The sequence below is a fragment of the Streptomyces seoulensis genome, from assembly GCF_022846655.1.
Taxonomy (GTDB): domain Bacteria; phylum Actinomycetota; class Actinomycetes; order Streptomycetales; family Streptomycetaceae; genus Streptomyces.
Genome location: NZ_AP025667.1, coordinates 1,328,313 through 1,350,497, shown reverse-complemented (window position 1 = coordinate 1,350,497; position 22,185 = coordinate 1,328,313). Strand labels below are relative to the sequence as shown.

The window sequence follows — 22,185 nt, the reverse complement described above, 5'->3', positions numbered from 1 at the left end:
TGTCCACGTGCCCGAACCCGAATCCCACCACAGCGACCCCGCGGTACACGCCGTCCACCCGCACACCGCGACCCTGCGGCGGCTGGAGAAATCCTCCGGCAGTCTCGCCGCGCAGGCCATCGCGCGGATGGACGACACCCTGCCGTGGTACCGGGCCATGCCTCCGGAGAACCGGTCCTGGATCGGGCTCGTGGCCCAGGCCGGTATCGCCGCCTTCACCGAGTGGTTCCGGCACCCCGAGGCGCCCCAGGCCATCTCGACCGACGTCTTCGGCACGGCGCCCCGTGAGCTGACCCGCGCGATCACGCTGCGCCAGACCGTGGAGATGGTGCGCACCACCATCGAGGTCATGGAGAGCGCCATCGACGAGGTGGCCGCCCCCGGCGACGAGCGCGTGCTGCGCGAGGCGCTCCTGGTCTACGCGCGGGAGATCGCCTTCGCCACCGCCCAGGTCTACGCCCAGGCCGCCGAGGCACGCGGTGCCTGGGACGCCCGCCTGGAGTCGCTGGTGGTGAACGCGGTGCTCAGCGGCGAAGCAGACGAGGGCGCCGTGAGCCGGGCCGCCGCCCTCGGCTGGAACTCGCCGGAGAACGTGTGCGTGGTGCTCGGCACCGCCCCGGACGGCGACAGCGAGCTGACCGTGGAGGCGATCCGTCGGGCCGCCCGGCACGCCAAGCTCCAGGTGCTCACCGGGGTGCTCGGGGACCGTCTCGTGGTGATCGCCGGGGGCAGCTCGGTGCAGCCGCTGAACGTCGCCAAGTCGCTGATCGGCCCGTTCGCGCCGGGTCCGGTGGTCGCGGGGCCGGTCATGAACGACCTCCAGGCCGCGACCCGGTCCGCGCAGGCCGCGGCGGCGGGACTGAAGGCGTGCACCGCCTGGCAGGACGCACCCCGGCCGGTGCTGGCGGACGATCTGCTTCCGGAGCGCGCCATCGCGGGTGATCCCGGTGCGCGCGAGCAGTTGGTGGAGGAGATCTACAGACCGCTGGAGGAGGCGGGGTCGGCGCTCCTGGAGACGCTGAGTGTCTACCTGGAGCAGGCGAGCAGCCTGGAGGGCGCGGCGAGGATGCTCTTCGTTCACCCGAACACCGTGCGCTACCGGCTTCGACGTGTGACTGACGTCACCGGCTGGTCGCCCTCCGATGTACGATCCGCGTTCACGTTGCGGATCGCCCTGATCCTGGGGCGGCTCACCGACGGGGAGTCCCAGCCCTAGCCTTTTGTCGGGGGCCCACAAAAGCCTTCCATGTTCTTCGTCCCTGTCCCCACGGGCGGCTTCGGCCGTCTCCAAGAGAGAGTGTGAGAGTGCTCGTACTCGTCGCTCCCGGCCAGGGCGCCCAGACGCCCGGCTTCCTGACCCCCTGGCTCGAACTCCCCGGTGCCGCCGACCGCGTCGCCGCGTGGTCCGACGCCATCGGACTGGACCTCGTCCACTACGGAACGCAGGCCGACGCGGACGCGATCCGCGACACGGCTGTCGCGCAGCCGCTGCTGGTCGCGGCCGGGCTGCTGTCCGCCGCGGCACTGGGTGACATCTCGGAGATCGCGCCGGGCGCGGTGGCGGGCCACAGCGTCGGCGAGATCACCGCGGCCGCCTTCGCGGGCGTGCTGGACGACATCTCCGCGCTGAACCTGGTGCGCAAGCGGGGTCTGGCCATGGCCGACGCCGCCGCGATCACCGAGACCGGCATGTCGGCGCTGCTCGGCGGCGACCCGGAGGTCTCCGTCGCGCACCTGGAGAAGCTGGGCCTGACCCCGGCCAACATCAACGGCGCGGGCCAGATCGTCGCGGCGGGCACGATGGAGCAGCTCGCCGCGCTGCTGGAGGACAAGCCGGAGGGCGTCCGCAAGGTCGTCCCGCTGAAGGTGGCCGGCGCCTTCCACACCCGCCACATGGCGCCCGCCGTCGAGACGCTGGCCAAGGCCGCGGCCGAGCTGGCTCCGGCGGACCCGAAGCTGACCTACGTGTCCAACAAGGACGGCCGCACGGTCGCCTCCGGCACCGAGGTGCTCGAGCGGCTGGTCGGCCAGGTCGCCAACCCGGTCCGCTGGGACCTGTGCATGGAGACCTTCAAGGAACTGGGCGTCACCGCGCTGATCGAGGTGTGCCCCGGCGGCACGCTGACCGGCCTGGCCAAGCGCGCGCTGCCCGGTGTACGGACGCTCGCCCTGAAGACCCCCGAGGATCTCGACGCGGCGCGCGCGCTCATCGCCGAGACCGCGACTCCTGCCGCTGACGCGGCGGGCGCCTGACAAGGAGCCCATGGCAATGGCGAAGATCAAGCCCAGCAAGGGCGCCCCGTACGCGCGCATCCTCGGGGTCGGCGGCTACCGCCCGACCCGGGTGGTGCCCAACGAGGTGATCCTGGAGACGATCGACTCCTCCGACGAGTGGATCCGCTCCCGCTCCGGCATCGAGACCCGGCACTGGGCGGGCCCGGACGAGACGGTCGCCGCGATGTCCGTCGAGGCCGCGGGCAAGGCGATCGCCGACGCGGGCATCGACGCCGAGCAGATCGGCGCCGTGGTGGTCTCCACCGTCTCGCACTTCAGCCAGACCCCGGCCGTGGCCACGGAGATCGCGGACAAGCTGGGCACCGACAAGGCCGCCGCGTTCGACATCTCGGCGGGCTGCGCGGGCTTCGGCTACGGTCTGACCCTCGCCAAGGGCATGGTGGTGGAAGGTTCCGCCGAGTACGTGCTCGTCATCGGCGTGGAGCGGCTCAGCGACCTGACCGACCTGGAGGACCGCGCGACGGCCTTCCTGTTCGGTGACGGCGCGGGCGCGGTCGTGGTCGGCCCCTCCAAGGAGCCCGCCATCGGCCCGACCGTGTGGGGCTCCGAGGGCGACAAGGCCGGCACCATCAAGCAGACCGTGCCGTGGGACCGCTTCGCCGTCGGCGACGTCTCCCAGCTCCCCCTGGACAGCGCGGGCAATGTCAAGTTCCCCGCGATCACGCAGGAGGGCCAGGCGGTGTTCCGCTGGGCCGTGTTCGAGATGGCGAAGGTCGCCCAGCAGGCGCTGGAAGCGGCCGGGATCTCCTCGGACGACCTGGACGTCTTCATCCCGCACCAGGCCAATGTGCGGATCATCGACTCGATGGTGAAGACTCTGAAGCTGCCGGAGCATGTCACGGTCGCCCGTGACATCCGTACCACCGGCAACACCTCGGCCGCGTCGATCCCGCTCGCGATGGAGCGGCTTCTGGCGACCGGCGAGGCCAAGAGCGGCGACACGGCGCTCGTCATCGGATTCGGGGCGGGTCTGGTCTACGCCGCCACGGTCGTTACCCTCCCCTAGGCACTCCGTGCCGGACCGTCCGGTCCGATACGGGGAAAAATGCCGCTTAACTGTCTGAACATCGAAGAAGGAGAGCGCCTGACATGGCCGCCACCCAGGAAGAGATCGTCGCGGGCCTTGCCGAGATCGTGAACGAGATCGCCGGCATCCCCACCGAGGACGTCCAGCTCGACAAGTCCTTCACGGACGACCTCGACGTCGACTCCCTGTCCATGGTCGAGGTCGTCGTCGCCGCCGAAGAGCGCTTCGACGTGAAGATCCCGGACGAGGACGTCAAGAACCTCAAGACCGTCGGTGACGCCACCGACTACATCCTCAAGCACCAGGGCTGAGTCACCCCTCGGCCCTAGGCTGCTAGGCCCCGCCACCCGGCGGTGGCGCCGTCGAATCCCGCATCTGTTGGAGAAAGAATTCCCGTGAGCCCGACCAATCGCACCGTGGTCGTCACCGGTATCGGCGCAACCACACCGCTGGGTGGCGACGCAGCTTCCACCTGGGAGGCACTGCTCGCCGGCCGGTCCGGCGTCAGCCGCCTCGAGCAGGAGTGGGCGGCTGAGCTGCCGGTCAAGATCGCCGCGCAGATCGCCGTCGAGCCGGGCGAGATCATCCCCCGGCCGCAGGCCCGCAAGCTGGACCGCTCGGCGCAGTTCGCGCTGATCGCCGCTCAGGAGGCCTGGAAGGACGCCGGTTACACCGCCAAGGCCGGTGAGGACCAGTCCGTGAACCCCGACCGCCTCGGCGCGGTCATCGCCTCCGGCATCGGCGGCGTGACGACCCTGCTCGACCAGTACGACGTGCTGAAGGAGAAGGGCGTACGCCGCGTCTCCCCGCACACCGTGCCGATGCTGATGCCCAACTCCCCGGCGGCCAACGTCGGTATCGAGCTGGGCGCGCGTGCCGGTGTGCACACCCCGGTCTCGGCCTGCGCCTCGGGCGCGGAGGCCATCGGGTACGCGATCGAGATGATCCGCACCGGGCGTGCGGACGTGGTCGTGGCCGGTGGTACCGAGGCCGCCATCCACCCGCTTCCCATCGCCGCCTTCGGCAACATGATGGCGATGTCCAAGAACAACGACGACCCCGAGGGCGCCTCCCGCCCCTACGACTCGGGCCGTGACGGCTTCGTGCTCGGTGAGGGCGCCGGTGTCGTCGTGCTGGAGTCCGAGGAGCACGCCAAGGCGCGTGGCGCCCGGATCTACGCCGAGGCCGTCGGCCAGGGCGTCTCCGCCGACGCGCACCACATCACGCAGCCGGAGCCCTCGGGCAACGGCATCGCGCAGGCGCTGCAGAACCTGCTGGACTCGACCGACCTGAAGCCGGCGGAGATCGTGCACGTGAACGCGCACGCGACCTCGACGCCGCAGGGTGACGTGGCCGAGATCAAGGCGCTGCGGAAGGTCTTCGGCGACGACGTCGACCACATGGCCATCTCGGCGACCAAGTCGATGACGGGTCACCTGCTGGGCGGTGCGGGCGGTATCGAGACCGTCGCGTCCATCCTGGCGCTGGTGAACCGGAAGGCTCCGCCGACCATCAACGTCTCCGAGCTCGACCCCGAGGTGAACGCGGACGTCGTCGTCGGCGAGGCGCGGGCTCTGCCCGAGGGCCGCATCGCCGCGCTGAACGACTCGTTCGGCTTCGGCGGCCACAACGTGGTGCTGGCGTTCCGCAGCGTCTGACGCGCAGAACCTGACGCACAGCATGAGGAAGGCCCCCACCGAGGTGGGGGCCTTCCTCATGTACGAGCGCTCTACGGGCGGCTCACACCACCTGGTGGAGCCAGCGGACCGGGGCTCCCTCGCCCGCGTAGCGGAAGGGTTCGAGTTCGTCGTCCCAGGGCTTGCCGAGGAGCTTGGACAACTCGGCCTCCAGGTCGGTCTCGCCCTGCCTGCTGCGCTGGAGGGCGGCACGCAGGCGGTCCTCGGGGATGAGGATGTCGCCGTGGATACCGGTGACGGCGTGGAAGATGCCGAGGTCGGGGGTGCAGCTGTAGCGCTCGCCCTCGGCGGCGGAGGAGGGCTCGGCGGTCACCTCGAAGCGGAGCAACTGCCAGCCGCGCAGCGCGGAGGCGAGCTTGGAGGCGGTGGCCGCCTCGCCCTGCCAGGAGAACTCCGAGCGCCAGGTGCCGGGGGCGGCGGGCTGCCTGATCCAGTCGAGGCTGACGCGTGTGCCCAGCACCCCGGCGATGGCCCACTCGACATGCGGGCACAGCGCGCGCGGCGCGGAGTGCACGTACAGAACTCCACGTGTCGTCACCGGAACCTCCGGGCTGAGCGGGACATCTTGCGGCTGACTGAGCGGCAGTGACGCGAAGGCCGCACTGATGGCGAGGCTACCTTGCGGGGATGCAAGGAGTGTGACGTACCGTCGGTCCCGGTGCCAGGAAACCTGCGCCATTCACCCAGGGGGACGCTTGTACGGGGGTGTGCCGTTCCAGCGTGGCCGGACGGGAACCCTCGCGCGTTGTGATGGGTGGGCGTACCGGCACGCGGTGCGCCGACTAGCGAGGGGACCTGCGGGGATGCGGAAACCAGGCCACCGGGCGCGGGCCGTCCTCGCCGTGCTGGCGGCGGCCGTGCTGGCGAGCGGGTGTGACTCCATCCGGGGTGACGGCGTGGGCACGGGCGTGTCCCGGCCGTCGGCGAGGCCGTCGCCGGCGTGGGACGCGAGCCCGGACTCGATCGCGGCGGTGGGCGACTCGATCACGCGCGGCTTCGACGCGTGCCAGGTGCTCTCGGACTGCCCCAGCGTCTCCTGGGCGACCGGCGGCGACGCGTCGGTGGACAGCCTGGCGGTGCGGCTGCTGGGCCGGCGGGGCGCGGCCGAGCGGGGCTGGAACTACGCGGTGACCGGAGCCCGGATGGCCGACCTGCCGGACCAGGTGGCGCTGGCGGTGAAGCGCCGGCCGGAGCTGGTGACGGTGATGGTGGGGGCGAACGACGCCTGCCGCTCCTCGGTGTCGGCGATGACCCCGGTGGCGGACTTCCGCGCGGACTTCGAGCGGTCGATGGCCGCGCTGCGCGAGAAGCTGCCGCGGACGCAGGTGTACGTGGCGAGCGTGCCGAACCTGCTGCGGCTGTGGTCGCAGGGGCGTGCGGACCCGCTGGGCAAGGAGGTGTGGAAGCTGGGCATCTGCCCGTCGATGCTGCGCGGCGCGGACGATCTGACCGAGGCGGCGACGGTGCGCCGGGAGGAGGTCCAGCGGCGGGTGCAGGCGTACAACTCGGTGCTGGCCGAGGTGTGCGCGAAGGACGAGCGCTGCCGCTCCGACGGCAACGCGGTCTTCGACTACCGCTTCGGCACAGGGCAGTTGAGCCAGTGGGACTGGTTCCACCCGAGCCGGGACGGTCAGGCCAGGCTCGCCGAGATCGCGTACCGGAAGGTCACGGAGCGCTGACCGTGACCTAAGGTTTCCCACATGGGCGAACTTTTCGGCACACTTTCCGACGGGACCCAGGTGCACCGCTGGACGCTCGAGCGCGGTGGGGTGCGGGTCCGGGTGCTGTCGTACGGCGGGATCGTGCAGACGGCCGAGGTGCCGGACCGGGAGGGGCACGCGGCGGACGTGGTGCTCGGGTTCCCGTCCCTCCAGGGCTACGTGGACCATCCGGGGCCCTATCTGGGCGCGTTGGTGGGCCGGTACGCCAACCGCATCGCGGGCGGCAGCTTCCCGCTGGACGGGCGGACGTACGCCCTGGCGCGGAACAACGGGCCCAACTCGCTGCACGGCGGTGAGCGCGGCTTCGACCGGTACGTGTGGGACGCGGAGCCGGTGGAGCACGGGCTGCGGCTGAGCCGGGTCAGCCCGGACGGCGAGGAGGGCTTCCCGGGGCGGCTGGAGGTGTCGGCGACGTACGCGCTGGACGCGTCGGGCGCGCTGCGGATCGCCTACGAGGCGGTGACGGACGCGCCGACGGTCGTGAACCTCACCAACCACTCGTACTGGAACCTGGGCGGCTCGGGCCACGCGGGCGGTCACGAGCTGCGGCTGGACGCCTCGCGGTACACGCCGGTGGACGACGGTCTGATCCCGGCGGGCGAGCCGCTGGACGTGACCGGCTCGCGCTTCGACTTCCGCGCCTCCCGCAAGATCGGCTCGGGGTACGACCACAACTTCGTGCTGGACAAGGGCGTGACGGGGGCGGCCGAGGAGGTGGCCGAGCTGTACGACCCGGCGTCCGGGCGGGTGCTGACGGTGGCGACGACCGAGCCGGGCCTCCAGCTCTACACCGCCGACCATCTGGGCGCCCCGTTCGCGCCGGGCGAGGGGGTGGCGCTGGAGACCCAGCACTTCCCTGACTCGCCGAACCGCCCGGACTTCCCGACCACCCGGCTGGAGCCGGGCGAGGTGTACCGCTCGGAGACCGTGTACGGCTTCGGGGTCCGCTAGAGGCCCCGGACAGCATTCAGCCCCGGTCCAGGTGTCAGGTTCCGGGACCGGGGCTGGTGTCGACGTTAATCCGCGCCGGGCGGCTCGGGGCCACGGATCGGGGGTCCGGGCGGGTTCTCCTACGAACCCTTCACGCGCGCCCCACGACTTCGCCTCCTCCGCCCGCCGGAACGGGCGTCGTGCGTGGTCAGGCGGTGACCGGCCGCTCGCTCTCCGGCTGTTCCTCGGCGAGGGGTTCGCCGAGGAGGTCGCGGGCGAGGAGGGTGGCTCCGGCCACCGCGCCGGGCATCAGGAAGACCGCGACGACGGGGACCAGGAAGGCGAGGCCCAGCGGGACGCCGAAGCCCCAGGCGAGCATCTTGCGCGAGCGCAGCAGGCCGAGGCGGGCGCGCAGGTCGATGCCCCGGCGCTGGAGGGCGACGGCGGTCAGTTCCTCGGTGAGGAAGAACCCGGTGACGAAGAAGCCGAGGACCGGGACGACGGTCTGGCCGACGACGGGCAGGAAGCCGAGCGCGAAGAGCAGGACGCCCCAGACGCAGGCGCGCAGCAGGATGCGCAGGCTGTCGCGGGCGGAGATCCACAGCTCGCGCCACAGGGGCAGGTCGGAGCTGGGCGCGGTGCCGTCGGGCGAGACGTCGGCGTCGGTGCGCTCCGACAGGCTCTCGTAGAAGGGCTGGCCGAGCAGCAGGGTGGCTGCGGTGAAGGTGAGCACCGCCAGCAGCAGGGCGAGGGCGAACAGCACGACGGTGAGGAAGCCCCGGAACACGCCCTGCCAGGGACTGGCCCAGTCGTCGGCGAACGGGGTCGCCCAGGAGACGGCGTCCGAGCCCCACAGGGCGAGCGCGACCAGCGCCACCGTGTAGAGGACGAGTGTGATCAGGCCGGGCAGCAGCCCGAAGCCGTACTGCCGTCCGTGCCGGGCCACCCACCGCTGGCCGCTGAGGAGATGACGGAACCCCACCCCGAAGTCACGCATGACGGGGACTTTACCCGGCGCCGCGCGGGGGCCGGGCGGCCGGTCGGCGGTTCAGGCGCCCAGCATGCGGCGCAGCAGGTCGCGCAGGGAGGCGCGTTCGTCGGCGGAGAGGCCGGCGAGGGGCTCGCGGGCGAAGCGCAGACCCTCGCGCAGCTCGCGGGCGACCCGCAGCCCCTCCTCGGTGGCGGCGGCGAGCTTGACCCGGCGGTCGGCGCTGTCGGGGCGGCGCTCGGCCAGGCCGCGCGCCTCCAGCCGGTCCACGATCCCGGTCACGTTGGACGGCTCGCACTTCAGCCGCTGGGCGAGCTTGCGCATGGGCAGCGGTTCGAGGGCGAGGAGGCTGAGCAGCCGGGCCTGCGGACCGGTGAGCGCGTGGGTGGCCGCGGCCTCCTCGTAGTCCGCGTAGAAGCGGGCCACGACGTCGCCGATCAGCTCGACGACCTCCATGGCCAGGGGGTCGGCGGCGCGGTGGTGCGCGGCGGGACGTGGCGGCGGGGTGGACATGCCGTCCAGGATACCGGGTTACTTGACATCCTGAAATATTCAGGCGCATGGTTGTTTCAGGTTCTGAAGCATTTTTGAGGAAGAAGGTCGTCCCCCATGTCCGACTCCCCCACCCTTCCCGCGGTGAGCCGCGAGTGGCACCTGCTGCGCCGTCCGGTCGGCTGGCCGGAGCCCGAGGACTTCGCGCTCGTCGAGGTGCCGCTGCCGGTACCCGGCGAGGGCCAGGTGCTGGTGCGGAACGAATACCTCTCGGTGGACCCGTACATGCGGGGCCGGATGAGTGCCGCGAAGTCCTACTCCGCCCCGTTCGGGCTGGGTGAGCCGATGGAGGGCGGCGCGGTGGGCGTGGTCGTCGCCTCCGACGTCGACGGCGTCGAGGTCGGCGACCATCTGCTGCACTTCCTCGGCTGGCGCGAGTACGCGGCCGTGGACGCGAAGAAGGCCGTCAAGGTCGACCCGGACGCCGCGCCGCTGTCGACGTACCTCGGCGTGCTCGGCATGACCGGTCTGACCGCGTACGCCGGTCTGCTGCGCACCGCCGGCTTCAAGGAGGGCGACGTCGTCTTCGTCTCCGGCGCCGCCGGGGCCGTGGGCAGCCAGGTCGGCCAGCTCTCCAAGCTGAAGGGCGCCTCGCGGGTCATCGGCTCGGCCGGGTCCGACGAGAAGGTCCGCCTGCTGGTGGACGAGTACGGCTTCGACGCCGCGTTCAACTACAAGGACGGCCCGGTGGACGAGCAGCTCCGCGCGGCCGCCCCGGACGGCATCGACGTGTACTTCGACAACGTCGGCGGCGACCACCTCCAGGCCGCCATCGGCGCGCTCAACCTGCACGGCCGCATCGCCATCTGCGGCGCGATCTCGGTCTACAACAACACCGAGCCCGCCCCCGGCCCGAACAACCTCACCCGGCTGATCCAGACCCGCGGCCGCATCGAGGGCTTCCTGGTCGGCGACCACTACGACCTCCAGCCGGAGTTCGTGGGCGAGGTCGGGCCGTGGGTCGCCTCGGGCGAGCTGAAGTACCGCGAGACGGTCGTGGACGGCATCCAGAACACGCTGGAGGCGTTCCTCGGGGTGCTGCGCGGCGACAACACCGGAAAGATGATCGTCAAGCTCTGATCCGGCACGCACCGGTGACGTGGACCCGGTGCCGGTCGTTGGGCCGGGCGGAAGGCCGCATCCCTGGACGTGGGGTGCGGCCTTTCGCCATGTCCCGGCTCAGCCGCCCAGCGCCGCCCGGTGCACGGCCGCCGCCAGGCGGTCGTTCTCCGCCGCCGCGCCGCCCGGGTGGGCGAAGCGGCGGCGGGTGTAGCCGTAGGCGAGGCCGCTGCGCGGGTCGGCGAACGCCTGTGAGCCGGCCGCGCCGCAGTGGCCGACGGTGCCCGCCCCGAGGAAGGGGTGCCAGGAGTCGGCCGTGCACTCGAAGCCGAGACCGAACACCCCGCGGGCGCGGGTCACCAGGTCGTGGCCGACCGAGTGCGGCTGGCCGAACTCCGCGAGGACGTCGCTCTTGAGCAGCGGCGCCTTCCCGTCCACCTCGCTGATCATCGCCGCGTACATCCCGGCCAGACCGCGCGCCGAGGCGACCCCGCCCACGGATGCCTGCCCGCTCGCGCGGACGGCGCGGTCGTTCGGCAGCGCCTGGAGGTCGGTGGGCTGCGGGGCATGCTGGTTTATGGCGATGGCCGGGAGGGTGTGCGGACCGCTGCGGCGCAGCTCGGCCTCCGCCTGCTGGGCCGGGGTCGGCATCATGGGCTGGGTGGCGCGGAACCGGGGCTCGCGCGAGGCGGGCAGTCCGAGGTGGAAGTCCAGCCCGTAGGGGGCGCGGACCCGCTCCTCGTACAGCTCCTGGAGGGTGTGGCCGGTGGCCCGGCGGACCACCTCGCCGGTGAGGGCGCCCATCGTCAGCGAGTGGTAGCCGAAGGCCGTGCCGGGGCGCCAGAAGGGGCGCTGGTCGGCGAGGCGTTCGGCGAGCGCGCGGTCGTCGGCCAGCTCGGCCGCGCTGAAGCCGGTGTCGGTGCCGACCAGTCCGGCGCGGTGCGCGAGCAGGTCGCGCAGGGTCAGCGCACCCTTGCCCTCGACACCGAACTCGGGCCAGTAGTAGGTGACTTTGCGGTCCAGTTCCAGTGTGCCGTCCTGGACCAGCAGGGCCGCGACCAGATGGGCGGCGCCCTTGGTGGAGGAGAAGACGCCGTACAGCGAGCCGCCGTCCACGTCGTCACCCGCCCACAGGTCGACGACCCGGCGGCCGTCCACATAGGCGCACAACTGGCCTTCGTAATCTGGCTGTTCACCGGAGACGAACGCGGCGAATTCCTCGCGCACCGCCTCGAACCCCTCGGCGACCGTGCCCTGGACGTCGATGTCCTGACTCATCCGCTCTCCTCAACTGAGCCGCTGCTCGCTGCTCCTCCTCGCACGGCGCCGGATCCGGCCGGCGCATTCCGAGGTCGTGTACGGCGAGATGTACCTGTTCGACTCAACCGCCGCGGGGCCCGGTTGGTGTCACCGTTGCCCCGGATGGCCGATGGCACGGGGGTTCGTACGGCAGCGACCGGGGCACGGACGGGCGGCCGGGTCTCAGGGCGTGCGCCTACCCGTGCCGGGGCGGCGGACGCAGGCCGTCGGGGCGCGCCTGCGGGTCGGACGCCGCCGGTACACAGCGGTTCGGCCCGCCGGGGGCCATGGCAGGGACGCCCCCGGAGGTCACGGCGTGCGCCGCGGCGCCTACGTGCACCACCACAGGAAGCGGTCGCAGCTCTTGGTCGGGGTGGGCTGGGGGGCCGGGCCGGAGGTGGTGGGGGCCGCGGTCGGGGTGGGGGTGGGCTTGGCCGGCGCCGGACGGGCGGGGGCCGGGGCCGAGTCCCCGGGGGTGGTGGCGGGGCGTTCGGTGACCGGTTCGGCCGACGGGGACTCGGACGCCTTCTCGGTGGGGGACTCGGACGGGGACGCGGAGGCCGAGTCCGAGGGTGAGGCCGAGGCGCTGCGGGCGCTGGTCGCGGCGGCGGAGGCGCTGCCCGGCGCCGCGCCGGTCGCGTCGGGCGGGACGGAGGCCGCGCCGCCGTCCGGGGAGGCGTCGCCGGAGGCGGCGGGCCGGTCGAAGGAGAAGGGGGCGTCGGTGCCCAGTTCGGCGAGGCTCAGGGCGCCCGCCGCCAGTACGAACCCGGTGGCCACGATGAGGGTGCGGCGTCTGCGGCGGCGGTGCGCTGCGGCCTTCCGGTCGCGTCTGCTGCCGTCGGGGGCGGGATCGTCCGGCTCGTCGGGGTCCGGATCGTCGTACGCGGGCTCGGGGGCGGCGGATCCGGCGGGCGGCTCGTACGTCCCGCGTCTGTCGGCCTGTTGGGGCACTCTCGGCGGCTCGGGGACGGGAGCGGCGTCGGGGGCGGGGACGGGAGCAGCGTCGGCCGCGGGGGCCGGGGCGGCCTGTCCCTGGGAGGCGGCGCTCGGTCCGTAGGGGTCCGCCACCGTGCCCGCCGGGGCGTGGGTGACCGGCGCGACGGCTGTCAGAGCGGGCGCGCCGCAGCCGGGGCAGGCCAGGGCGCCGTTGAGGTGCCGTCGGCACGGGTGGCAGTAGTCCATGACGCGGGAAGACTAGATTCCACCCGGGTCACGTTCCTAGGTGCCGCTGTGAAGGTTTGGTGCGGGACCGGAAATCCTCCGCATCCCGTTGCCGGAACCGTTACGTGTTCACCCCATTGACACCCCCCGCGCCCGCTCCCTACTGTCGCGCCAGCATTTCGAACGCATGACGAAATTTCGAACACCGAGGGGTGGACGGGCGTGCGTATCACCGGAATCAGCACCCATGTGGTCGGCACACCGTGGCGCAATCTGACCTATGTGCAGGTCCACACGGACGAAGGGCTCACCGGCGTCGGGGAGACCCGCATGCTCGGCCACACCGACGCCCTGCTCGGCTACTTGCGGGAGGCCGAGGCCAACCACGTCGTGGGCTCGGACCCGTTCGCCGTGGAGGACCTGGTCCGCCGGATGAAGTACGGCGACTTCGGCCGGGCCGGGGAGATCGTGATGTCCGGGATCGCGGTCATCGAGATGGCCTGCTGGGACATCAAGGGCAAGGCGCTCGGCGTACCGGTGTGGCAACTGCTCGGCGGGAAGGTCACCGACCGGGTCAAGGCGTACGCCAACGGCTGGTACACCACCGAACGCACCCCTCAGGCGTACCACGAGGCGGCCCGCGCGGTCGTGGACCGGGGCTACCGGGCCCTGAAGATCGACCCGTTCGGCACCGGCCACTTCGAGCTGGACCACGAGCGGACCCGGTACGCCGTCTCGCTGATCGAGGCCGTACGGGACGCGATCGGGCCGGACACCGAGCTGATGCTGGAGATGCACGGCCGCTTTTCCCCCGCCACCGCGATCCGGCTAGCCCGCGAACTGGCGCCTTTCGAGCCCGCGTGGCTGGAGGAGCCGGTGCCGCCGGAGAATCTGAAGGCGCTCCAGAAGGTGGCCGCCAGGGTGGACATCCCGGTCGCCACCGGGGAGCGCGTGCACGACCGGATCGAGTTCCGCGAGCTGTTCGAGAGCCAGGCGGCGGACATCCTCCAGCCGGACGTCGGGCACATCGGCGGCATCTGGGAGACGCGCAAGCTGGCCGCGACCGCCGAGACCCACTACATGCTGCTCGCCCCGCACAACGTCGGCGGCCCGGTCCTCACCGCCGCCTCGCTCCAAGTCGGTTTCAGTACGCCGAACTTCAAGATCCTGGAGCACTTCAACGACTTCGCGGACGCGGAGATCAAGAACGTGGTCAAGGGTGCGCCCGAGGTGGTCGACGGCTACTTCCACCTCTCCGACGCCCCCGGTCTCGGCGTCGAGCTGGACACCGACGCGGCAGCCGAGTTCCCCCAGCAGCAGGCCCGGTTCGACCTGTGGGCCGAGGGCTGGGAGCGGCGCCGGCCGAAGGGGACGATGTGAGCGTCCAGGTCGTGGTCGAGGCGCCGGGCGCGCACCGGCTGGAGCCGCACACGCCCCGCCCGCCGGGCCCCGGCGAGGCGCTGGTCGCCGTGCACGCGGTCGGCGTCTGCGGCAGCGACCGCGAGCTGTACCGGGGCAACCGGCCCGCGCAGTACGTGCGTTACCCGGTGGTGCCCGGCCACGAGTGGTCGGGGACGGTCCGCGCGGTGGGCGCCGGGGTGCCGGAGGATCTGGCGGGCCGCAAGGTGGTCGGCGAGGGGTTCCGCAACTGCCAGGTGTGCGAGCGCTGCCACGCGGGCGAGACGACGCTGTGCGAGGCGGGGTACGAGGAGACCGGCTTCACCCGGCCCGGCGCGATGGCTCCCACGCTCACCCTGCCCGCCCGGCTGCTGCATCCGCTGCCCGACGGCGCCGACCTCACCGCGGCCGCCCTGCTGGAGCCCGCCGCCTGTGTCGCGGCCGCCGCGCTGCTGGCCGACGCCCGGCCGGGCGAGCGGGTGGCGGTGGTCGGCGCGGGGACGCTGGGGATGCTCGCGGTGCGTTTCCTCGCCGCGGTCTCGCCCAGGGAGCTGCTGGTGGTGGGACTCGACCGCGAACGCGAGGCATTGGCCAAGGAGTTCGGCGCCACCACCTTCGGCCTGAGCGGCACGGACCTGCCCGGCGGCTTCGACGTGGTGATCGAGGCCGCCGGCTCCGCCGAGGCCGCCCGCACGGCGGCCGCACTGCTCCGGCGCGGTGGACGCCTGGTGCTGACCGGCATCCCGGCACCGGGTGCCGACGGCCTCGACCCGGCCGACCTCGTCGTACGGCGGCTGGAGGTGCGCACGGTCTTCGGCGCGCCCCCGGCGGCCTGGGCGCACGCGGTACGGCTGTTCGGCGCCGGGCTGCTGGACCCGCTGCCCCTGGTGACGCACCGGCTGCCGCTGACGGAGTTCGCGCGGGCGGTCGGGCTGGCCGGGCCGGGGGTGGGGAAGGTGCTCCTGCTGCCCTGACCCGCACCCGCGCGGCCCCTGAGGCCCTCCCGCCCGAAGATCCGAACCCTGTCCGGCATACCGAACACGAAAGGCAGCCCGTGACCGACCTTTCCGCTCCGGCAGTCCGCAGGCCCGGTGAGCAGGCGCTCGCCGCTCTGGGACTGGGCGCGCCCGCCCCCGACCCGGCCGACGCCTCCCCGCACCGCTTTCCGGGCGGGGGTACCTGGCGCACCGAGATCCCGTCGTGCGAGGGACCCGAGGCGCTGGCCGTCGTGCTCGCCGAGGCGGACCGGCTGGACGTTCCGGTGCACCGGATCAGCCAGGGCAGCGGCGTGTGGATGCTGACGGACGCCGAGATCACCGAGATGGCCGGGGCGACCCGCGAACGCGGCATCGAGCTGTGTCTGTTCACCGGGCCACGCGGCACCTGGGACATCGGGGGCGCGGTGCGCTCCGACTCGCGTGGCGCCGGCCCGCGCGCCCGTGGCCACGACGCGGTGGCCGGCTGCGTCGAGGACGCGGTGCGCGCGACCGAACTGGGCGTGCGCTGCCTGCTGGTGGCCGATGAGGGCGTGCTGTGGGCGCTGCACCGGGCACGGGAGTCCGGGGTGCTCCCGGCGGACACCACGCTCAAGGTCTCCGCGCTGATCGGCCCGGTCAACCCGGTCTCCTACGCGGTGTTCGAGCGGCTGGGCGCCGACTCGATCAACGTGCCCGGCGATCTCACCCTCGCCCATCTCACCGAGATCCGCCGGGTCTCCGGCGCCCCCATGGACATGTACATCGAGGCACCGGACGACCTCGGCGGCCAGGTACGGATGTACGAGGTGGCCGAGCTGATCCGGCGCGGCGCCCCGCTGTACCTGAAGTTCGGCCTGTCGAAGGCGCCCGGCATCTATCCGTGGGGCGCCCACCTCAGGAGCGTGGCCCTGGACACCGCGCGGGAGCGGGTGCGGCGCGGCCGGCTGGCGCTGGACCTGCTCGCCCGGCACGGCGCCGACCAGGGCATGGCTCCGCTGGGCACCCGCCTGCCCGGCCCGCTGCACCGCTTCCCGACCACCGCGTGACCCGTACGACCCCCGCACCACGCACGGCCCGACCCGCTCAACGCCGAGACGAAAAAGGACGGTTCACCATGCGCGACCGGTTCACCGCACGCTCCCCCAGAGTCGCCTTCGCCGCGACCGCCGTACTCGCCCTCACCCTGACCGCCTGCGGGCAGAGCGGCGAGGGCGGGGCCGAGGACAAGGGCGGCGACGCCAAGGGCGGCACCATCGGCGTCGCCATGCCCACCAAGTCCTCCGAACGCTGGATCGCGGACGGCGCCAACGTCGTCAAGGACCTGCGGGCCAAGGGGTACAAGACCAAGCTGGTCTACGGCGAGGACGACCCGGACACCCAGGTCGCCCAGATCGAGAACCTCATCACCCAGGGCGTCAAGGGCCTGGTCATCGCGGCGATCGACAACAAGTCCCTGAACAACGTGCTCCAGGAGGCCGCCGACGCCCACATCCCGGTCATCGCCTACGACCGGCTGATCCTCGGCACGAAGAACGTCGACTACTACGCCTCCTTCGACAACGAGAAGGTCGGCGAGCTGCAGGCCACTTACATCACGCACCGGCTCGGGCTGGACAGCGGCAAGAAGGGGCCGTTCTCCATAGAACTGTTCGCCGGGTCCAACGACGACAACAACACCAAGTACTTCTTCGGCGGCGCGATGAAGGTGCTCCAGCCGTACATCGACAAGAAGCAGCTCGTGGTGAAGTCCGGGCAGACCGCGCTCAACCAGGTCACCACCCTGCGCTGGGACGGCACCACCGCCCAGCACCGCATGGAGGACCTGCTGACCTCGGCCTACCGCTCCGGCCGGGTAGACGCGGTGCTCTCCCCCTACGACGGCATCTCCATCGGCATCCTGTCCGCGCTGAAGTCGGACGGGTACGGCCAGAAGGGCAAGCCGCTGCCGGTCGTCACCGGGCAGGACGCGGAGCTGGCGTCGGTGAAGTCGATCATCGCCGGGGAGCAGACGCAGACCGTCTACAAGGACACCCGCAAGCTCGCCGAGGTCGCGGCCGACATGGTGGACGCCACCCTCAAGGACAAGAAGCCCGAGGTCAACGACTCCAAGACCTATGACAACGGTGCCAAGGTCGTGCCCGCCTATCTACTCCAGCCGGTCAGCGTCGACAAGGGCAACTACCGCGAGGTCCTGGTCGACGGCGGCTACTACACCGAGTCCCAGCTCAAGTGACGGCCGAATCCCCCAGCACGGCCGGGCCCGTGCTCGAGATGCGCTCGATCGTCAAGACCTTCCCCGGCGTCAAGGCCCTCTCCGACGTCACCCTGACCGTCCGCCCCGGCGAGGTGCACGCCATCTGCGGGGAGAACGGTGCCGGGAAGTCCACCCTGATGAAGGTGCTCTCCGGCGTCCATCCGTACGGCAGTTACGAGGGCGAGGTGCGCTTCGAGGGGGAGGAGTGCCGGTTCCGGGACATCCGGGCCAGTGAGCGGCAGGGCATCGTCATCATCCACCAGGAACTGGCCCTGGTGCCCTACCTCTCCCTCGCGGAGAACCTGTTCCTCGGCAACGAGCACGCCCGGCGCGGTCTGATCGACTGGACGGAGACCCTGCGGCACGCCACGAAGCTGCTGCGCCGGGTCGGCCTGGACGAGCACCCGGAGACCCGGGTCGCGGACATCGGCGTGGGCAAGCAGCAGTTGGTGGAGATCGCCAAGGCGCTGGCGAAGTCGGTGCGGCTGCTGATCCTGGACGAGCCGACGGCCGCGCTGAACGACGAGGACAGCGGGAAACTCCTGGACCTGATCCTGGAGTTGAAGGCCCAGGGCATCACCTGCATCGTCATCTCGCACAAGCTGAACGAGATCCGCCGGGTCGCCGACTCGGTGACCGTCCTCCGGGACGGCCGCTCGGTGGAGACCCTGGACGTGCGGGCGCCGGAGACCACCGAGGAGCGGATCATCGCGGGCATGGTCGGCCGCGACCTCGACCACCGCTTCCCCGAACGCCCGCCGCACCAGGCGGAGTCGGGGGCGGCCCCCGCGCTGGAGGTGCGCGGCTGGACCGTACGGCATCCCATCGACCGGCAGCGCAAGGTCGTCGACGACGTATCGATCGAGGTGCGCCGGGGCGAGATCGTCGGCATCGCCGGGCTGATGGGCGCGGGCCGCACCGAGCTGGCGATGAGCGTGTTCGGCCGCTCCTACGGCCGGTACGCGGGCGGCACGGTGTTCAAGGACGGCCGGGAGATCCGTACCCGGACCGTGGCGGAGGCGGTCGGGCACGGGATCGCGTACGTCACCGAGGACCGCAAGCACTACGGGCTCAACCTCATCGACACCGTGCACCGCAACGTCTCGCTGACCGCGCTGGGCAAGCTGGCCCGGCGCGGGATCGTGGACGAGCACGCGGAGCGCCGGGCGGCGGAGGGGTTCCGTACCGCCATGAACATCAAGGCGCCGACGGTGCTGGAGCCGGTGGGCCGGCTGTCGGGCGGCAACCAGCAGAAGGTCGTCCTCAGCAAGTGGATCTTCGCGGACCCGGACGTGCTGATCCTGGACGAGCCGACGCGGGGCATCGACGTGGGCGCCAAGTACGAGATCTACACCGTGATCGGCCGGCTCGCCGCCGAGGGCCGAGCGGTCGTCTTCATCTCCTCCGAACTGCCCGAGCTGCTCGGCATGTGCGACCGGATCTACACCATGGCCGCCGGGCGGCTGACCGGCGAGGTGCCAGGGGCCGGGGCCACACAGGAAGCGCTGATGCGCCTGATGACCAGAGACGAAGAGGTGACGCCATGAGCGCGGACGTGACGGCCCCGGCACCGCCGGAGCGCGGCGGACCGCCCGCCGGACCGGGCGTGCTCCGGCTGATGCTGGACGGCCTGCGCCGCAACATGCGCCAGTACGGGATGGTGATCGCGCTCGGCCTGATCGTGGCCCTGTTCGCGGTGTGGACCGACGGGGACCTGCTGCTGCCGCGCAACGTGTCCAACCTGGTGCTGCAGAACAGCTACATCCTGGTGCTGGCGATCGGGATGATGCTGGTGATCATCTCGGGGCACATCGACCTGTCGGTGGGCTCGCTGACCGCGTTCGTCGGGGCGTTCCTGGCCGTGCTGAACGTGCGGCACGACGTGCCCTGGCCGCTCGCGCTGGTGCTCTGCCTGCTGGTGGGCGCGGCGGCGGGGGCGGTGCAGGGGTATCTGATCGCCTACCTGGGCATCCCGTCGTTCATCGTGACGCTCGCCGGGATGCTGCTCTTCCGGGGGCTGACGGAGATCCTGCTGAAGGGGCAGACCCTGGGACCGTTCCCGGACGGGCTCCAGAAGCTGGGCAACGGCTTCCTGCCCGCCTTCGGCCCCGACACCGACTACCACAACCCGACGCTGCTGCTCGGGCTTGCACTGATCGCGGCCGTGGTCTGGCAGGAGGTCCAAGGGCGGCGCAGGCAGGCGGAGTTCGCGCTCCAGGTGCCTCCGCTGAGGCTGTTCGCGCTCAAGCTGGCCGCCCTGGTCGCCGCGATCCTCGCCCTGACCATGCTGCTCGCCAGCTACAAGGGCGCCCCGATCATCCTGATCGCCCTCGGCGTCCTGGTCGTCGGCTACGGCTACGTCATGCGCAACGCGGTCTTCGGGCGCCACGTGTACGCGATCGGCGGCAACCTGCCCGCGGCGAAGCTGTCCGGGGTGAAGGACAAGAAGGTCACCTTCCTGGTCTTCCTGAACATGGGCGTCCTCGCGGCCCTCGCCGGCCTCGTGGTCGCCGCCCGGCTGAACGCGGCCTCGCCGAAGGCCGGGGTCAACTTCGAACTGGAGGCCATCGCCTCGTCGTTCATCGGCGGCGCCTCCATGAGCGGCGGGGTCGGCACCGTCCTCGGCGCGATCATCGGCGGGCTCGTCCTCGGGGTGCTGAACAACGGCATGAACCTGCTGAGCGTCGGCACCGACTGGCAGCAGGTGATCAAGGGGCTCGCGCTGCTGCTGGCCGTCGGCTTCGACGTCTGGAACAAGCGCAGGTCGGGCGCGTGAGATGAGCCTTCAAGTGAAGTGGCTCACATGGAAAGCGAGTTGAACACCATCCCGGAGTCCTCCGTATGCATGGATGGCCCGCGTCCCCCGCGCGGGCCACCCGTCCTCGGAGGTCCCCTTGCCCGACAACGTCACCTCGTTGTTCCGCAGCACCGCCGCGCACAGCCCTTCGATGGCGGCGCTGGCGCGGGAGAGCGACGGTACGGGTCCGGTGGACTTCTGCATCCCGTGCAACCCCTACTTCCCGACCCCCGCCATGTTCGAGGAGATGGCGTCCCGGCTGCGCGAGATCATCACGTACTACCCGAGCGGCGCCGACACCATCACCGCCGAGCTGTGCCAGTTGCTCCAGCTCCCCCCGCAGTGCGTGGCGATGGGCAACGGCTCGACCGAGCTGATCACCTGGATCGACCATCTGCTGGTCCGCGAGTCCCTCGCGGTGCCCGTCCCCACCTTCGGCCGCTGGACCGACCAGCCGATGGAGACCGGCAAGCGGGTCGACATGTTCCCGCTCCAGGAGGCCAACGGCTTCGCGCTGGACCTCGGCCGGTACGCGGAGTTCATCCGCGCCCGGGGCACGCGGGTGGCGGTCATCTGCAACCCCAACAACCCCGACGGCGGCTTCCTGCCCCGGCAGTCGGTGGTGCAGTTCATGGACGCGATGGCCGACCTGGACCTGGTGGTGATCGACGAGTCGTTCCTGGAGTTCGCCGACGCCGAGTCGGAGCCGAGCGTGGTGCAGGAGGCGATGCTCAGACCCAACGTGATCGTCCTGCGCAGCCTCGGCAAGAACTTCGGCCTGCACGGCATCCGGTTCGGCTACCTGGTGGCCAACCCGGGCCTCGCGAACAAGGTCCGCTCGATGCTGCCCAAGTGGAACCTCAACTCCTTCGCCGAGTACGTGGTGTTCATGCTGAAGCAGCACGGCACCGAGTACACGCAGAGCCTGCTCCAGGTGCGGCGCGACCGGCTGGAGATGGCGAGCCAGTTGTCCGCGCTGCCGGGTCTGACGGTCTACCCCTCGCAGGGCAACTTCCTCTTCGTGCGCCTCCCCCTGGGCGCCGAGGGCACCGTGGTCCGGGACAGGCTGCTCACCGAGCACCGGATCCTGGTCCGCGAGTGCGGCAACAAGATCGGTTCGTCCAGCCGCTTCCTGAGACTCGTGGTGCGCCCCGAGACCGACGTCCACCGTCTGGTGGCCGGTCTGGAGCAGGTGCTCTACGAGCCCAGGAGGGAAGCCGCCGTACCCGAGCTGGGCTCCGGGACCAGCTACAGCTCGGGCACGGCGGCGGTGGACCGGCTGGTCGGCGAGACCAACGGGGCAGGAGTCCGGCTGGCCGCCCCGGCCACCTCCGGCTCACCCGTCATCGCCGCCGCCCTGGCCGCCGGTACCGGCATGCCGCTCCCCGCCGCCTCGCCCCCACCGGGCGTCGGGATGCCGGTACCGGCGGCCCAGCCGGGCCCCGCCCCCCAGCCCGCGCCGCCGCAGCAGCCGGCCCCGCCCCAGCAGGTGCCCCAGCAGCCGGTGCCGCAGCGGGCCCCCGCCCCGCCGCCGCAGCCCGCGCCCATGGCACCCCCGGTCCCCATGCCCCAGCAGCCCGTCCCGGCGTCCCCCTACCCGGCCCCCGCGGCCGCCGCCGTCGCCGCGGCTCCCATGGCCGCCCCCATGGGAGCTCCCATGGCCGCCCCGATGGCCGCCCCCGTCCCCGCACCCGCCGCCGCCCTGGGCCCGACCCCGCCCGGCGTCCCCGCGCGCGGCGGCCTGACGGCCGCGCAGGTGCGCGGCATGACCGCGCCCCCCGTCGCCGCCCCCGCCACGCCCGGCCTGACCACGGCCCCCGCGACCGGCTGGCCCAACGCCCAGAGCTGGCCGAACGCGGCGGGCGCGGCTCCTGCGGGCCAGATGGGCTGACGCCCCGCCGCCCTTGCGCCGCAGAGGTCCCCGCAGCCGAGGCGCACGTCTGTGCGAGCTGTCCCGTTTCCGCCCGCTTCACCGCGCGGCCATCCCCCCGTACCGGGTGATTCGCCCACGCCGGGGGCCCCGTGGGTCG

At 72.0% G+C, this 22,185-nt stretch carries 20 protein-coding genes; 15 read left to right on the top strand and 5 right to left on the bottom strand.

Features of this window, described 5'->3' with window-relative positions; genetic code table 11:
- The first annotated feature begins 7 nt into the window (after positions 1 to 7).
- From HEK131_RS06190 to fabF, 5 genes are all read left to right on the top strand, one after another.
- A complete protein-coding gene (locus HEK131_RS06190; RefSeq protein ID WP_217462789.1) occupies positions 8 to 1,216 on the top strand; it encodes a PucR family transcriptional regulator in 1,209 nt (402 codons plus the stop codon).
- Positions 1,217 to 1,305: 89 nt separating this feature from the next.
- Positions 1,306 to 2,253 carry an ACP S-malonyltransferase gene (locus tag HEK131_RS06185; RefSeq protein ID WP_244333942.1) on the top strand — a complete coding sequence of 316 codons (948 nt, stop codon included), beginning with the start codon at positions 1,306 to 1,308 and terminating at the stop codon, positions 2,251 to 2,253.
- Between the two features lie 16 nt (positions 2,254 to 2,269).
- Positions 2,270 to 3,301 (top strand): ketoacyl-ACP synthase III, encoded by a 1,032-nt coding sequence (locus HEK131_RS06180; RefSeq protein ID WP_217462787.1) that lies wholly within the window; start codon positions 2,270 to 2,272, stop codon positions 3,299 to 3,301.
- A gap of 83 nt (positions 3,302 to 3,384) precedes the next feature.
- Positions 3,385 to 3,633: an acyl carrier protein gene (locus tag HEK131_RS06175; protein ID WP_135785772.1), complete on the top strand. Its 249-nt coding sequence runs from the start codon at positions 3,385 to 3,387 to the stop codon at positions 3,631 to 3,633.
- Between the two features lie 84 nt (positions 3,634 to 3,717).
- A complete protein-coding gene (gene fabF, locus HEK131_RS06170; protein ID WP_217462786.1) occupies positions 3,718 to 4,980 on the top strand; it encodes a beta-ketoacyl-ACP synthase II in 1,263 nt (420 codons plus the stop codon).
- Between the two features lie 82 nt (positions 4,981 to 5,062).
- On the opposite strand, the gene HEK131_RS06165 is transcribed toward fabF, so the two are convergent.
- The gene (locus tag HEK131_RS06165) at positions 5,063 to 5,557 is read right to left on the bottom strand and encodes a DUF3145 domain-containing protein (protein WP_161147600.1); all 495 of its coding nucleotides are present in this window, start codon (positions 5,555 to 5,557) and stop codon (positions 5,063 to 5,065) included.
- A 265-nt stretch (positions 5,558 to 5,822) separates the two neighbouring features.
- On the opposite strand from HEK131_RS06165, the gene HEK131_RS06160 reads away from it, so the two are divergent.
- Both HEK131_RS06160 and HEK131_RS06155 read left to right on the top strand, forming a co-directional pair.
- Positions 5,823 to 6,698 (top strand): SGNH/GDSL hydrolase family protein, encoded by an 876-nt coding sequence (locus HEK131_RS06160; RefSeq protein ID WP_244333940.1) that lies wholly within the window; start codon positions 5,823 to 5,825, stop codon positions 6,696 to 6,698.
- A 21-nt stretch (positions 6,699 to 6,719) separates the two neighbouring features.
- Positions 6,720 to 7,691 (top strand): aldose epimerase family protein, encoded by a 972-nt coding sequence (locus HEK131_RS06155; protein WP_244333939.1) that lies wholly within the window; start codon positions 6,720 to 6,722, stop codon positions 7,689 to 7,691.
- Between the two features lie 187 nt (positions 7,692 to 7,878).
- Here the strand turns inward: HEK131_RS06155 and HEK131_RS06150 are convergent, their stop codons facing one another.
- Together HEK131_RS06150 and HEK131_RS06145 are read right to left on the bottom strand one after the other, a co-directional pair.
- Entirely contained in the window at positions 7,879 to 8,667 is a 789-nt protein-coding gene (locus HEK131_RS06150) for an EI24 domain-containing protein (RefSeq protein WP_244333938.1), read from the bottom strand.
- 51 nt (positions 8,668 to 8,718) lie between these two features.
- Positions 8,719 to 9,171 (bottom strand): MarR family winged helix-turn-helix transcriptional regulator, encoded by a 453-nt coding sequence (locus HEK131_RS06145; RefSeq protein WP_217462782.1) that lies wholly within the window; start codon positions 9,169 to 9,171, stop codon positions 8,719 to 8,721.
- A 96-nt stretch (positions 9,172 to 9,267) separates the two neighbouring features.
- Between HEK131_RS06145 and HEK131_RS06140 the strand changes: the two genes are divergently transcribed.
- Entirely contained in the window at positions 9,268 to 10,290 is a 1,023-nt protein-coding gene (locus HEK131_RS06140; RefSeq protein ID WP_244333937.1) for an NADP-dependent oxidoreductase, read from the top strand.
- Between the two features lie 99 nt (positions 10,291 to 10,389).
- On the opposite strand, the gene HEK131_RS06135 is transcribed toward HEK131_RS06140, so the two are convergent.
- Together HEK131_RS06135 and HEK131_RS06130 are read right to left on the bottom strand one after the other, a co-directional pair.
- Positions 10,390 to 11,547: a serine hydrolase domain-containing protein gene (locus HEK131_RS06135; protein WP_244333936.1), complete on the bottom strand. Its 1,158-nt coding sequence runs from the start codon at positions 11,545 to 11,547 to the stop codon at positions 10,390 to 10,392.
- Between the two features lie 351 nt (positions 11,548 to 11,898).
- On the bottom strand, positions 11,899 to 12,750 hold the full coding sequence (locus tag HEK131_RS06130; RefSeq protein WP_244333935.1) for an SCO2400 family protein: 852 nt from the start codon (positions 12,748 to 12,750) through the stop codon (positions 11,899 to 11,901).
- A 201-nt stretch (positions 12,751 to 12,951) separates the two neighbouring features.
- Here HEK131_RS06130 and HEK131_RS06125 point away from each other — a divergent pair, with 201 nt between their 5' ends.
- The 7 genes from HEK131_RS06125 to HEK131_RS06095 all read left to right on the top strand — a co-directional run bounded on the left by HEK131_RS06125 (position 12,952) and on the right by HEK131_RS06095 (position 22,046).
- Positions 12,952 to 14,109, top strand: coding sequence for a mandelate racemase/muconate lactonizing enzyme family protein (locus tag HEK131_RS06125; protein WP_244333934.1), 1,158 nt, complete (start codon positions 12,952 to 12,954; stop codon positions 14,107 to 14,109).
- Entirely contained in the window at positions 14,106 to 15,101 is a 996-nt protein-coding gene (locus HEK131_RS06120; RefSeq protein ID WP_244333933.1) for a zinc-dependent alcohol dehydrogenase, read from the top strand. Before HEK131_RS06125 ends, HEK131_RS06120 begins: the two co-directional genes overlap by 4 nt.
- Before the next feature lie 80 nt (positions 15,102 to 15,181).
- Complete coding sequence (locus HEK131_RS06115; RefSeq protein WP_161148332.1) at positions 15,182 to 16,150, top strand: hypothetical protein; 969 nt, start codon at positions 15,182 to 15,184, stop codon at positions 16,148 to 16,150.
- Positions 16,151 to 16,218: 68 nt separating this feature from the next.
- On the top strand, positions 16,219 to 17,337 hold the full coding sequence (chvE, locus tag HEK131_RS06110; protein WP_244333932.1) for a multiple monosaccharide ABC transporter substrate-binding protein: 1,119 nt from the start codon (positions 16,219 to 16,221) through the stop codon (positions 17,335 to 17,337).
- Positions 17,338 to 17,375: 38 nt separating this feature from the next.
- On the top strand, positions 17,376 to 18,905 hold the full coding sequence (mmsA, locus tag HEK131_RS06105) for a multiple monosaccharide ABC transporter ATP-binding protein (protein ID WP_217462354.1): 1,530 nt from the start codon (positions 17,376 to 17,378) through the stop codon (positions 18,903 to 18,905).
- On the top strand, positions 18,902 to 20,134 hold the full coding sequence (mmsB, locus tag HEK131_RS06100; RefSeq protein WP_244333931.1) for a multiple monosaccharide ABC transporter permease: 1,233 nt from the start codon (positions 18,902 to 18,904) through the stop codon (positions 20,132 to 20,134). The genes mmsA and mmsB overlap by 4 nt, the downstream gene beginning before the upstream one ends.
- A gap of 118 nt (positions 20,135 to 20,252) precedes the next feature.
- Positions 20,253 to 22,046 carry a pyridoxal phosphate-dependent aminotransferase gene (locus tag HEK131_RS06095; RefSeq protein WP_244333930.1) on the top strand — a complete coding sequence of 598 codons (1,794 nt, stop codon included), beginning with the start codon at positions 20,253 to 20,255 and terminating at the stop codon, positions 22,044 to 22,046.
- Positions 22,047 to 22,185: the final 139 nt, after the last annotated feature.